The 12,799-nt window shown below is 72.4% G+C and carries 12 protein-coding genes and 1 riboswitch; of the genes, 7 read left to right on the forward strand and 5 right to left on the reverse strand.

What is annotated here, in order from left to right; translation table 11 throughout:
- Positions 1 to 10 precede the first annotated feature (10 nt).
- Positions 11 to 811, forward strand: a complete 801-nt coding sequence (locus Vau01_RS03080) for a gasdermin (protein ID WP_444546017.1) — start codon at positions 11 to 13, stop codon at positions 809 to 811.
- Between the two features lie 2 nt (positions 812 to 813).
- Positions 814 to 2,832, forward strand: coding sequence for a caspase family protein (locus tag Vau01_RS03085; RefSeq protein WP_203986879.1), 2,019 nt, complete (start codon positions 814 to 816; stop codon positions 2,830 to 2,832).
- A 14-nt stretch (positions 2,833 to 2,846) separates the two neighbouring features.
- Here Vau01_RS03085 and Vau01_RS03090 read toward each other — a convergent pair whose 3' ends face one another.
- Complete coding sequence (locus Vau01_RS03090) at positions 2,847 to 3,005, reverse strand: hypothetical protein (protein ID WP_203986881.1); 159 nt, start codon at positions 3,003 to 3,005, stop codon at positions 2,847 to 2,849.
- Between the two features lie 55 nt (positions 3,006 to 3,060).
- A riboswitch (ZMP/ZTP riboswitch) is annotated at positions 3,061 to 3,147 on the forward strand.
- A 32-nt stretch (positions 3,148 to 3,179) separates the two neighbouring features.
- Here Vau01_RS03090 and glyA point away from each other — a divergent pair.
- Entirely contained in the window at positions 3,180 to 4,448 is a 1,269-nt protein-coding gene (glyA, locus tag Vau01_RS03095; protein ID WP_203986883.1) for a serine hydroxymethyltransferase, read from the forward strand.
- Here glyA and Vau01_RS03100 read toward each other — a convergent pair.
- Positions 4,437 to 5,462 (reverse strand): hypothetical protein, encoded by a 1,026-nt coding sequence (locus Vau01_RS03100; protein ID WP_203986886.1) that lies wholly within the window; start codon positions 5,460 to 5,462, stop codon positions 4,437 to 4,439. The genes glyA and Vau01_RS03100 overlap by 12 nt on opposite strands.
- A 66-nt stretch (positions 5,463 to 5,528) precedes the next feature.
- Between Vau01_RS03100 and Vau01_RS03105 the strand changes: the two genes are divergently transcribed.
- Positions 5,529 to 5,906, forward strand: a complete 378-nt coding sequence (locus tag Vau01_RS03105; RefSeq protein ID WP_203986888.1) for a PH domain-containing protein — start codon at positions 5,529 to 5,531, stop codon at positions 5,904 to 5,906.
- A gap of 103 nt (positions 5,907 to 6,009) precedes the next feature.
- Here the strand turns inward: Vau01_RS03105 and Vau01_RS03110 are convergent, their stop codons facing one another.
- The 3 genes from Vau01_RS03110 to Vau01_RS03120 are packed head-to-tail and all read right to left on the reverse strand — an operon-like array spanning position 6,010 to position 8,343.
- Positions 6,010 to 7,491, reverse strand: a complete 1,482-nt coding sequence (locus Vau01_RS03110; protein WP_203986890.1) for a hypothetical protein — start codon at positions 7,489 to 7,491, stop codon at positions 6,010 to 6,012.
- Positions 7,488 to 8,006, reverse strand: a complete 519-nt coding sequence (locus tag Vau01_RS03115) for a SigE family RNA polymerase sigma factor (RefSeq protein WP_203986892.1) — start codon at positions 8,004 to 8,006, stop codon at positions 7,488 to 7,490. Before Vau01_RS03115 ends, Vau01_RS03110 begins: the two co-directional genes overlap by 4 nt.
- Positions 8,007 to 8,058: 52 nt before the next feature.
- Positions 8,059 to 8,343: a GNAT family N-acetyltransferase gene (locus Vau01_RS03120; protein ID WP_203986894.1), complete on the reverse strand. Its 285-nt coding sequence runs from the start codon at positions 8,341 to 8,343 to the stop codon at positions 8,059 to 8,061.
- A 170-nt stretch (positions 8,344 to 8,513) separates the two neighbouring features.
- Between Vau01_RS03120 and Vau01_RS03125 the strand changes: the two genes are divergently transcribed.
- From Vau01_RS03125 to Vau01_RS03135, 3 genes are read left to right on the forward strand one after another with little or no spacing between them, the layout of a single operon-like run.
- A complete protein-coding gene (locus Vau01_RS03125) occupies positions 8,514 to 9,923 on the forward strand; it encodes a pectate lyase family protein (RefSeq protein ID WP_203986896.1) in 1,410 nt (469 codons plus the stop codon).
- Positions 9,924 to 9,963: 40 nt separating this feature from the next.
- Complete coding sequence (locus Vau01_RS03130) at positions 9,964 to 11,184, forward strand: PQQ-dependent sugar dehydrogenase (RefSeq protein ID WP_203986898.1); 1,221 nt, start codon at positions 9,964 to 9,966, stop codon at positions 11,182 to 11,184.
- Complete coding sequence (locus tag Vau01_RS03135) at positions 11,181 to 12,785, forward strand: metallophosphoesterase family protein (protein WP_203986900.1); 1,605 nt, start codon at positions 11,181 to 11,183, stop codon at positions 12,783 to 12,785. The genes Vau01_RS03130 and Vau01_RS03135 overlap by 4 nt, the downstream gene beginning before the upstream one ends.
- The last annotated feature ends 14 nt before the right edge of the window (positions 12,786 to 12,799 follow it).

A 12,799-nucleotide genomic window follows, 5' to 3' on the forward strand; every position in this document is an offset into this window, starting at 1 on the left:
GAGCCGTTAGATGCCCTGCCGCGAGAATGCGTTGAACTATCTTCACGCGCTCGGATACAACGTGGTGCTTCTGCCCAAGGCCGACCTCGAACCGCTGTACCTGCTGTCGCCCGGCGGCCGCGGGACGTTCGACCGGTTCGGCCGGCTCGACACGTCCCTGAAGGGCGACGGAACGGTTCCGCTGCCGCCGGTGTCGGCCGACGTGCCCGCGGCCAGCATCACCGGCCGGTCGTCGTCGAGCCTGAAGACGGGCGTCGGCCTGTCGGTGCTGGCGAACGTCGTCGCCGCGATGGGTGGCTCGCCGATCGGGCTGGAGGCCGCGTACAACAAGGCCGCCACGGTGACGTTCGAGTTCCGCGACGTGTTCGAGAACCGCGTCGAGGTGGCCGCCCTCGACCGGTATCTCGCCAGTTCCGACGTCGACCCGTTGTCGGTGCACGCGTCGCGCCTGCTGTCCGAGGGCGACCTGCTGATCGTCACCTCGATCCTGAAAACCTCGACGATCGCCGTGCGGGCGAGCGACAACGCCGACATCGCGATCACCCTCGACGTACCGCTGGTTCAGGAGATCGTGGGTGGCAACGTCACCGTGGCGACCACCGCCGCCGACGAGGCGCTGCTGTCCTACTCCGGGCCCGCGAAGCTCGCGTTCGGGTTCCAGGCGGTCCGGCTGCTGTTCGAGGACGGGTTCTACCGGGCCATCGAACCGGTCTCGAAGGTGCGGGTCCGCGCCCCGCTCTCCGACGCACCCGACGACGGTGCCGAGCGGTTCGTCGCGCCCGGCCCGATGGTGCGGCTGAACGACGCCTAGCGGTGGCGAACCACGCGCTCGTCATCGGTTGCGACCGGTACTGGGACGACGCGTCGGCGCTCGAGGGCGCCGTGCGCGACGCGCTCGAGGTCCGCCGGTGGTTGCTCGACCCCGAGCGCGGGGCGGTACCGCGGCAGAACCTGACGCTGCTGCTGAGCCCGACCCCGGGCACCGAGCTGCCGCCGGCGCTGGCCGGTGTTCCGGACGCGACCCGGCCCCACATCGTGGCGGCCGTCGAGTCGGTGCTGATGCGCGCCGACGGCGACGAGGGGACGCTCTACTTCTACTTCGCCGGCCACGGGCTCACCGCGGAGGCCGACGGCTACGACGAGCCGTGCCTGCTCCCGAGCGACTTCCAGCCCCGCTACCGCGATCCGGCGCTCCCGATCCGGGCGCTGCGCGAGCAGTTCGCCACGGCGTCGCTCGCCCGGCAGCTGATGATCGTCGACGCGTGCCGCGGCGTGCCGGCCGGGCGGGCGTTCCGGGCCAACGGGCTCGCCGACCGGCGCCCGCGCGACTACAGCCGCCGCGAGCCCGACCAGTACGTCCTGGTCGCCACGAGTGCCGGCGACGTCGCCGTCGAGAACGCCGAAGGCGGGGAGTTCACCCGCGCCCTGCTGCGCGGCCTGAACGGCACCGGAACGGCCAAGCGGTGGGACGCGGAGAACGAGCGCTACGTGGTGCGGGTCCGCGAACTGTTCGACTTCGTGCGCACCGACCTCGCCCGGGCCGGGGTGGCGCAGCAGCCGCGCGGGATGGACTCGTACAACGACCCGAACCCCGTCCTCGTCCACGTTCCCGACGACGTCGTCAAGCCGGCGACGCTCACCGTGACCCTGACCCCGGCGGACGCCGCGCGGGTCACCACGGTGTCCACCTTCGGCGCGACCGAGCACGACGACCGCGTCAACCGGCCGCCGGTCGCGAACCCGCTGACCCTGCGCCTGCCGCCGCGCACGTACACGCTGCGCGTGCGGGCACCCGGTCTCGCCGCCCGACGCGCGCCGGCGATGGTCGACCTGTACGACGACACGACGGTGGAGATCGAACTGGGAACCGGCACGGGTTTCCCGGCGGCGCCGACGTTCGTGGCCCGGCCCGGTGTCACGCCGGTGTCGCTCGACGAGGGGTCGACGGTGGTCGGGCCCGACCCGTCGGCGTTGCTGGAGGCCGTCGACGAGAGCGGGCGGGTCCGGCTGGGCGCCGGCGAGCTGACGCTGGGCCTGGTCGGCCGGTACCGGCTGCGCGTGGTGGAACCGCACGGCGCGGGTCCCGACCTGATCGCCGAGGTGACCGCCGACCGGCCCGACCGGTACCACCCGGAGCCACCGGCCCGGCCACCGGTCCCGCCGCTTCCCGCGGCCGGGGAAGGGCTGATGGTCGCGGTGGTCGGCCCCCGCGGGACCGTCACCGCCGACGGCGTGGAGCTTTCGGGACGCGGTGCGGTGGCCACCGCCGTGCTACCGCTGCCGGCCGGGCCGGCGGAGATCGTGCTGACGGGCCTGCTCGACCGTCCCCTGCACGTCGCCGCGTACGCACCCGGCCTGATCCTGGTGGACGGCCCGCTCGTCCTCGCGCTGCCGGCGGAGCCCGGGTCGCGGAACCGGTCTGCCCGGGCCCAACGCTTCGCCGCCGCCGGCCGGATCGCCGAGGCCCGGACGGTGCTCGCCACCGGCCCGGCCGAGCCGTTGGACGCCGAGCCGCTGGACCTGACGCTGTTCGGCCTGCTCGCCACCCGGGACGGAGCCGCCGCCGTCGACGACGTGGCCCGCGCCGCCACCATCCTGCGGCGCACCGCACCGGACCTCCCCGACACGGCCGTGCTGACCGCGCTGGCGAGGACCTACGGCAACCCCCGCGCCCGGCCGGCACCGCCCGACCTCACCGCGGTACCCCGGCTGTCGCTCGCGGTGGACGCCGCGTTGCGCCTGTACCGCGCCGCCCGGGCCGAGCCGCCGGAGTTCCTGCGCCTGGCCGCCACGACCCGCCTACCGGCCGCGCCCGCCACCACTTGGGTCTGAGACTCCGGCGCAGATCAGAACGTGCGGTCCTGGGTGCTGCCCGGAACCCGGGGACGGTCGCCCCAGCCCGAAATCACGTCGCGGCCCTGAGCCGGTGGGCGCCGGGGGTCGGTGTCGGTCGGGGTGTCCTTGAGCAGCTTGCGGGCGATGGCCGCGATCTTGCCGAGGTTCATGTGGGTACCTTTCGTCGGCTTCTCGTCACCATTGTGCGCCATGCGGTAGGCTCGCCGCTTCGTCCGCGACTGGCGCAACCTGAGGTGGAACCGACCACCGGGGAGCATTCAGCATCGAGCATCGCGCGCCTGGGTGCCCGACCTTGAGGCTGCAAAGCCGGAGGAAGGACGCCCATGCACGTTCCACCGCTCCCGAATCTCACCGTCGAAGACCCGCGGGTCGCCGAGTTGATCGAGAGCGAGGCCGCCCGCCAGCACGACAAGCTGCGGATGATCGCCTCCGAGAACTACGTGTCGCCCGCCGTGCTGGAGGCCACCGGTTCGGTGCTGACCAACAAGTACTCCGAGGGCTACGCGCGCAAGCGGTACTACGAGGGCCAGCAGATCGTCGACCCGCTGGAGGAGTTGGCGATCGAGCGGGCGCGGGCACTGTTCGGCGTCGAGCACGCCAACGTTCAGCCGTACTCGGGGTCACCCGCGAACCTGGCCGTCTACATGGCGTTCGCGAAGCCGGGCGACACGATCCTCGGCCTCGGGCTGCCGATGGGCGGGCACCTCACCCACGGGTGGAAGGTGTCGGCGACCGGCGCCTGGTTCAACGCCGTCCACTACAGCGTGCGCCGGGAAGACGGCCTGATCGACTTCGACCAGGTCCGCGACCTCGCGCTCGCGGAGCGTCCGAAGATCATCTGGTGTGGCGGTACCGCGCTGCCCCGCACCATCGACTTCCCCCGGTTCGCCGAGATCGCCCGGGAGGCCGGTGCGATCCTCGCCGCCGACGTCGCGCACATCGCCGGGCTCATCGCCGGTGGCGCACACCCGTCTCCGGTCGGCCACGCCGACGTGATCACCACCACCACGCACAAGACCTTGCGGGGACCGCGTGGGGCGATGATCTTCAGCACCGCCGAGCACGCCAAGGCGGTCGACAAGGCGGTGTTCCCGGGCCTGCAGGGCGGCCCGCACAACCACACCACCGCCGCGATCGCGGTGGCGCTCAAGGAGGCCGCCGAGCCGTCGTTCCGCGACTACGCCGCGCAGATCGTGAAGAACACCCGGGCGCTCGCCGCCGCGCTGATCGACCGGGGCTTCGACCTGGTCACCGGCGGCAGCGACAACCACCTGCTGCTGATCGACCTCACCGGCAAGGGCGTCGGCGGCAAGCCGGCGGCGCAGGCACTCGACCGCGCCGGCATCGAGCTGAACTTCAACACCGTGCCGTACGACACGCGCACGCCGTTCGACCCGTCCGGCCTGCGGCTGGGCACGGCCGGCATCACCACCCGCGGGCTCACCGAGGAGCACATGCCGCAGGTCGCGGCCTGGTTCTCCGACTCGGTCGACGCGCTGATCAAGGACGACGAAAAGGCGGAGGCGCGCATCGCCGGCGAGATCGCCGACCTGCTCGCCGGTTTCCCGATGCCGGGCTGGTCACGCGTCTGAGGCCGGGGCCGTACCGGGATCCGGCGCCACCGCCGGGTCCCGGTACAGGTCCGAAAGCTCCATGAGGACGTCGACAGCGATCTCGTTCGCGTCGGCGGCCAGGAACGCGCCGACCGTCTCCACGAACTGGTCGGCGGCCAGCACCTGCACGCCCTCCACCAGCGGCAGCTCGACGTGGATGGTGTCGGCCAACCGGCCGCTGGCCGGGTGCACGGTCAGGAACGCCCGGCACGTGACGCCCACCGGCGCCAGCCGGCGCTGCCAGCGCCGCACGTCGTCGACCGCGCCGTCGACCTCGTCGGTGCCCGGCCCGTACGGGCGGCCGTTGCGCGCCACCCGGACGCCCTCGACCCCGTACTCCCCGCGCGGCCAGACCGTGGTCGCCACCAGGGCGGCCCGCCGGCCGGCCACCACCAGGTGCGAGCACTGGCCGTCGGCCAGGGCGAAGAACAGGGCCGACGGCACCTGCTCCAGGGCCGGCAGCTGCGGCTCCGGGTCACCCTGGTTGACGCCGAACCAGCGCCGTCCGCCCAGCCCGTCGGCGACCGTGGCGGTGGCGGTGCGGCGACCGTCGGCCCAGACCGCCGCGAAGCCGGCGAGCAGCAGCGGCACGGCGAACGCCAGGTTCCCGGCGATCAGCCGGGCCATCCCGGCCAGGTCGCCGGCCGAGTCGGGCACCCAGCCGCGCGCGACGAACGCCCAGCAGGCGACCGCGGCGAGCAGGACCGGGGCGGCGGGCACCGGCAGCCCGCGCAGCAGCAGGGCCAGCCCGCCGAGGCCGAGCAGCCCGGCCAGGCCGCTCCACACCGCGTCGAGCCGGATCGCCCCGTAGCCGACGACGACCACCCACAGCGCGCCGGCCAGGCCGCACACCACCAGCGGCAGGACGTGACCGGGCCGAAGCACCACCCGCGGCGCCCCGATCCCGGCCAGCCACGACGGCGGGGTCCGCGGCGCCACCCAGGCTCCGGTGTCGTAGCCGTGTGCGGCCGATCGTCGGTGGCTGGCTGTCACGGTCAGCCAGTCAACCACCCGGCGGCCGGCCGGGGAATCCGTCGGACCGGGTGGGATGATGGTCCGATGCAGGCGCGCGTGAAGTTCCGCTACAACGCCGCCATCACGGTTGCCGCGGTGGTCGCCGTGATCGGCGGGTTACCGCTTGCCACCGCCGCCTGGTACGCCGCGCCGCTGCTGCTGGTCCCGCTGGCCGTCGCCGTCTGGGGGTGGCGGGCCGGCACCGACGCCACGGTCAACGGCGTGCAGGTGCGCGCGCTGTTCGGTTCGCGGTTCCTGCCCTGGCCGAAGATCGACTCGCTGGTCGTCGGCGAGCGCGACCGGGTGTACGCGCACACGTCGGCCGGCTCGGCCGTCCGGCTCACCGCGGTGACACCGGCCGACCTCCCGAAACTGGTGGCGGCGAGCGGCGAGCAGCTCAGCACTCCCCCGCGTCAGCCCTGACAGAGCTTTACCACCGACCACCGGGGTGAACGGTCGGCGACGTCGTTCCAGTACTGAGTCGGTTCCTGCAGGGGGCCGCCGGTGGACCCGCCGGCCTCCCTGGTCACGCATTCCAGTCGTCGACCAGCCCTTCACCGAAGAACTGGCCGGTCGTGTCGGGCTCGCGGTACCGCCCGGTGGCGACGGTCGCGCCGGTGGCGTCGAGCGCGGTGAGCGTCAGGTCGGCCACCGGCGCCGGGGCATTGAGGTACCCGACGCCGCCGGTGAGCGGCACGGTCTCGGCCCCGGCCTTCAGTTTCGTGGCCGACGGCGGCGCCACCACCAGGATCCGGTCGCCGACCACCGGGCGGAAGTCCTTGACCTCCGGGCTGGGCAGCCGGACGGCCACCAGGTCGGTCGACGCCGCGGTCGCGGTGCCGTACGGCAACGCGACGACCCGGTCCCCGGAGAGCCCGGCCATCGGCTCCTGTACGTACGGCTCGCGGCCGGTGTAGTAGACCGCTGCCGCCGGTGCGCGCGTCGCACCACCCGGGCCGCCCGTCGCCGCGGTCACGAGCGTGCGCCCGTCGCGGCCGGCGCCGGTGACCACGACGGTCGTCCGGTCGTCGCCCGACGGACCCGCCCACAGCACCGTCGGCGCGGCCCCGCCCAGGTGGCGCGTCGCGAACGTCCACGCGCCGACGGCCGAGTCGACCAGCGCCGGGTCGGCGGTTCCGCGCAGCGGCGCGGGGGAACCCGGCACCGGCAGGTCACCGCCGATGTAGGGCGGCCCCTCGAAGCGCACCCGGCCGTCGCAGGTGACGCGCCACCACGACTGGCCCATGTCACCGGCCACGATCAGGTGGTCGCCGCGCGGGGTCCAGGTGCGGTGGGTGGTGCCGTCGGCGTCGATCGTGGCGGTGCCGGACGTGTCGACCGAGCAACCGCTCGGCGCGAGCGCGACCGTCGACTCGTTCTCGACCCGGTCCGGGCTCTGGTGCACCGCCGCGGAGGTCTGGAAGAACGGCCGCAGCCCGATCCACTGCCCGCCGAGCGTCCCCCGGGCCAGGTCGGCCGGACCGGCGTCGGCGGCGGCCTGCGCCAGGTGCACGCTGGCGAACTCGTCGTTGTAGTGGGCGATCACCGCGATCCGCCCGCCGCTCACGTCGGCGACCGCGAGCACCTTGACCCGGTCCAGGCCCGCGGGGGCTCCACCGGACGCCGTCGCCTGCCGGGCGACCTCCTCGACGAGGCCCGGGTCGCCGGCGAGGTTGCCGCGGGTCGGCGAGTCGATGAGCCGCCGGGTCCAGGCGCTGACGCGTGCCTTCGGGGGGTCGGGACTGACCCGGTTGCCGTCCTGGTCCACGCCGTAACGGGTGGGGTCGGGGTCCGGCGACGGTCCGATCGGGCTGCCGACCGGCGCGGCGGCCAGGGTGCCGCCGGCGAGTGCCAGCGCCATCGCGGCCGCCGCGGCGCCGACCCCGCGGCGCCAGGTGCGCCGGCGACGCCGGACGAGCAGCCGGCCCAGCGGGTCGGGACGGGGCACCACCGGCCCCGTGATCCGCTCGAACGCCGCACGGACGTCGTCTTCGATGGTGCCGTTCACCGCTGCCTCCGTTCCGTGGTCATCCGGTCTTCCTCCGCTGCCGGAGCGAGCACGACGCGCAGCCTCGTCAGTCCCCGCGAGGCCTGTGCCTTGACCGTGCCGATCGAGCATCCGAGCAGGTCGGCGGTCTCCGCCTCGGACTGGTCCTCCCAGTACCGGAGCACCAGCACCGCCCGCATGCGCGGCGGCAGTTTGGCGAGGGCGGCGAGGACCGTGGTGCGCTCGGCCGCGCCGCCGGCGCCGTCGGGCGCGACGCCGTCGGGCGGGTCGGCCTGCGGCAGTTCCCGCCGCAGGCGGCGCCACCAGGACACGCGCTGGTTGACCATGACGCGGCGCAGGTACGTCATCGGCTCGGCGATGGCGTCCCACCTCGGCATGGCCTTCAGCAGGCTGGCCTGCAGCAGGTCTTCGGCCGCGTGATGCGACCCCGTCAGCAGGTACGCCGTTCGCAGCAGGTCGCCGTACCGCAGCGCGACGAAGTCCGCGAACTCCGGACTGGGTTCTCGTGTGGTCACCGGCTGTCCTCCCTTCACGTGGGAGCACGCCCGGCGGGCCGGGAAGGTTGAGTCAGTTCTTCAGGAGGTCCCGGTGCTCCGGGTGCTTCTCCAGGTAGGACCGCACGAACGGGCAGGTCGCGACGATCCGCCCGCCCTTGCCGCGGACGTCGGCCAGCGCGCCGGCCACCAGCTTGCCGCCGAGGCCCTGGCCGCCGTACTCGGAGCCGATCTCGGTGTGCGTGAAGTTCAGGTGGTCGGGATGGCGGACGTAGGCCGCGAACCCGGCCACGGCGCCGTCGACGGTCACCTCGTATCGCGAGCGCTCCGGGTTGTCGGCCACGGTCACCTCAGGCATGCGATCGAGCCTGCCACGGCCGCCGTTGATCACCTAATGCAAACGACTGCAACTCATTGACTGTTCTAAATGTAAGCGTTAACAATCCTAGGAAAGCGCTTTCCTAAGGTCGATCGGAAAAGCTTCCCACCCCTCGGAGGTAGCTCATGGCAAGGCTCCACCGTGTGGTCATGGCCGCGCTCACCATCACCGCGACCGTCGCCGCCGCGACGGTCACCAGCGTGGTCACCACCAACCTCACCGCCGCACCGGCCTCGGCCGCGACGGTCACCCCCGGTACCAACTACGTGTTCGTGAACCGCAACAGCGGCAAGGCGATGGACCTCTGGGAGTGGTCCACCGCCGACGGCGCGCCGATCAACCAGTTCACCCGCAACGACCTCGCCGTGCAGCAGTGGCAGTTCGTCGACGTCGGCAGCGGCTACTACCAGATCCGCTCGACGCACAGCGGCAAGGTCCTGGAGGTTCCCGACGCCACCGACGGGGCGCAGGTCGTCCAGCGGTCCTCGTCGTCGGGCAACACCCGCCAGCACTTCCGGCTGGCGGACTCGTCGGGCGGCTACGTGCGGTTCATCAGCCGGCACTCCAACAAGGCCGTCGAGGTCTGGGAGTGGTCGACGGCCGACGGCGCGCACGTGGTCCAGTACACCGACCTGGACGGGGCCAACCAGCAGTGGCAGCTCGCCACCGTCGGCAGCAACCCCGGCAACCCGGGCACCCCGCAGACCGGCCTGGCCGGCTGGGCGACCCAGAACGGCGGCACCACCGGTGGTGGCAGCGCCGCCACCACGACCGTTACCAGCGCGTCGGCGCTGACCACCGCGCTCGCCTCCACCAGCGCCGCGGTGATCCGGGTCTCCGGCACGATCTCCTGCTCGGGCATGCTCCGCGTGCGCTCGAACAAGACGATCCTCGGCAACTCCGGCGCCACGATCTCCGGCTGCGGCTTCAACATCAACGGCGACCGCAACGTCATCATCCGGAACCTGAACTTCCGGAACTGGGACGACGACGCGATCAACGTGCAGGAGTCGGCCACGAACATCTGGATCGACCACAACAGCTTCACCAACGGCTACGACGGCGCCGTGGACATCAAGCGCGGCTCCGACTTCATCACCGTCTCGTGGAACCGGGTCTTCGGCCACGACAAGTCGATGCTGCTCGGCCACAGCGACGACAACGGCAGCCAGGACCGCGGCCACCTGCGGGTGACCTACCACCACAACTGGTTCGACGGCAGCAACCAGCGCCACCCGCGGGTCCGGTTCGCCAACCCGGTGCACGTCTACAACAACCTGTACAGCAACGTGGGCGGCTACGGCGTGGCCTCCACCGAGGGTGCCGGTGTGCTCGTCGAGGGCAACTACTTCGAGAACACCAGCGACCCGTACCACCTGGGTGAGGCCGACTCCGGCCCGGGAACGCTCGTCGCGCGGAACAACTGCTTCGTCAATTCCGGCTCCGGCCAGGCGGGCGGCAGCGTGGGCAGCATCCCCTACTCGTACTCGGTCGACACGGCCTGCAACGTGAAGTCCATCGTCTCCGGCGGCGCCGGCGCCGGGCGGATCAGCGTCTAAGAGTCACGGTTCAACAGCGATCCCGGCCTCCTACCGCAGCATGACCAGCGGTGGGAGGCCGGGACTCGCAGGTGCGCCCGCTACCCTAGGCCGGGTGAAGGCTCCCCGACTCCGGTTCCGCCGCTCGGCAGCGGCCGCGGCGATCGCGGCCACGGTCGTCGTGGGTGGGTGTGCGTTCGGCGACCCGCCGCCCGATGAGGCCGGCACGCCACCGAAGCTGCCGACGCCCAGCACGGCGTCCAGTGGGCCAGACGAAGAGGCCGAGCTCAACATCGCCTCCACGGTCATCGCCCAGAACCTCGCGGTTCCGTGGGCGATCGCGTTCCTGCCCGACGGGTCGGCCCTCGTCACCGAGCGCGACAACCGCCGCATCGTCAAGCTCGGCCCGGAGCAGAACGCCGACGGCCTGGTCGTCACCCCGGTGCAGACGATCGAGGAGGCGTACTCGGGCGGTGAGGGCGGCCTCATGGGCATCGCCCTCTCCCCCACGTACGACACCGACAAGACGCTGTTCATCTACTACACGACCCGTACCGACAACCGGATCGCGAAGCTGGTGCTCGGCCAGCCGCCGACACCGATCGTCACCGGCATCCCGGTGTCGGGCATCCACAACGGCGGCCAGATCAAGTTCGGCCCCGACGGCTTCCTGTACGCGGGCACCGGCGACGCCTCGAACAGCGGCCTGTCGCAGGACGTGAACAGCCTCGGCGGCAAGATCCTGCGGATGACCGCCGACGGGCAGCCGGCGCCCGGCAACCCGTTCGGCAATCTGGTGTGGTCCTTCGGACATCGCAACGTGCAGGGCTTCGCGTGGGCGAAGAATGGACGCATGTTCGCCACCGAGTTCGGCCAGAACACCTGGGACGAGGTCAACGCGGTCGAGGCCGGCAAGAACTACGGCTGGCCGACGGTCGAGGGCATCGGCCAGAACCCGGCGTTCGTCGACCCGATCGTCCAGTGGAAGACCGACGAGGCCTCGTGCTCGGGCGCGGCAATGCTGGAGAACGTCTACATCACGGCCTGCCTGCGCGGCGAACGCGTCTGGATGGTGCAGACCACCGCCACCGGTGGCACGCTGGGCGCGCCGAAGTCGGTGCTCAACAAGTCGTACGGGCGGTTGCGGGCGGCGGTCGTCGCGCCCGACGGGTCGATCTGGATCAGCACGTCGAACAAGGACGGTCGCGGGTCGCCGAAGCCGGAAGACGATCGGATCATCCGCGTCATCATCGCCAACGCCGGCGAGGCAGGTAAGGGTTGAGCCTTCAGGGCTTCCGGGTGCGGGCGCGGGCCACGCGCCTGACCCTGCGTCGGCAGATCCGGCGATCGTCGTTCCTGCGCCGCCCGCGCGTGCGGCGCACGTTCTCCGCGATCGGCGTGGTCGCGATCTCGCTCATCGGCGTGGTCATCGGCGTGCTGCTGGCCGGCAGCACCACCGACGACGTCGGCCCGTTCCAGGCGAAGTACTCCGCCACGCCGTCGCTCACCGGCGGCACCGAGGTGGCCATCCCGCCGCTCGGCTCGCTGCACCTGGCCAGCCACTACGGTCCGGCGCACCTGCAGGTCACCCTGCAGGCCCTCGACCAGAAGCGCACCGAGGCCATCGTCACCGACCCGAACGCGCTGGAGAACGCCAGCGACAACGCGGTCGAGGACGTCTCCCGCGGTGTGCGACGGCTGATCTGGCAGGTGGCCGGCGCGTCCGTGCTGGGCGCGATGCTGCTCGGCGCGATCATCTACCGGAACACCCGCCGGGTCGCGGGTTGCGGCGCGATCGCGCTGGTCGTGGTGCTGGGCACCGGGTTGAGCGCCGCGGGCACGTTCCGCGCGCAGTCGATCCAGGAGCCGCGGTTCGAGGGCCTGCTCGTCAACGCGCCGGCCGTCGTCGGTGACGCGCGGGCGATCGCCGACCGGTACGAGGAGTACCGCGACCAGTTGCAGCGGCTGGTGGCCAACGTGGGCCGCATCTACGGGACGGTGTCGAACCTGCCCGTCTACGAGCCCGACACCACCACGACCCGCGTGCTGCACGTCTCCGACCTGCACCTGAACCCCGCCGCCTGGTCGATCATCCGCACGGTGGTCGAGCAGTTCGACATCGACATGGTGGTCGACACCGGCGACATCAACGACTGGGGCAGCGAACCCGAGTCGTCCTATGTGGACGCGATCGCCGCGCTGCGCGTCCCCTACGTCTACATCCGCGGAAACCACGACTCCGCCGCGACGGCGGCCGCGGTGGCGCGGCAGCCGAACGCGACCGTCCTCGACAACACCGTGACCGAGGTCGACGGCCTGGTGATCGCGGGGATCTCCGATCCCCGCTTCACCCCCGACAAGACCGCCGACGGCGCGGCGTCGGTCGAGGGGACGGGCGAGTCGCTGGCCGCCACGATCCGGGTGGCCGGGCGGCCGGTGAACTTCGCGATGGTGCACGACCCGATCGCCGCCGGGCCACTGGCCGGCGTGGTGCCCGTCGTGCTGGCCGGGCACCGGCACGAGCGCGAGGTGACCCGCATCGACCAGCAGGACGGCAAGATCCCGCCGCTGGGCCGCACGCTGTTGATGGTGGAGGGCTCCACCGGCGGCGCCGGCCTGCGCGGGCTGGAGGACGAGAAGCCGACCCCGCTGGAGATGTCGGTCCTCTACTTCGACGACGTCGACAAGTCGTTGCAGGCGTACGACGAGATCACGGTCGGCGGCACCGGCGAGTCCGAGGTGACGCTGCAGCGCAACCTCGTCCGCCCCGACGACAAGGCCCCGGTGGTCCGCAACCCGTCCCCGTCGGGCGGCTCCCCGTCCGGCTCCGGTTCGTCGTCCTCCTCGGGCTCCCCGTTCCCGGGATCCCCCACGCCGTCCTAGCGCACCTGGGAGCG

It is taken from the genome of Virgisporangium aurantiacum, assembly GCF_016863635.1.
Classification (GTDB): domain Bacteria; phylum Actinomycetota; class Actinomycetes; order Mycobacteriales; family Micromonosporaceae; genus Virgisporangium; species Virgisporangium aurantiacum.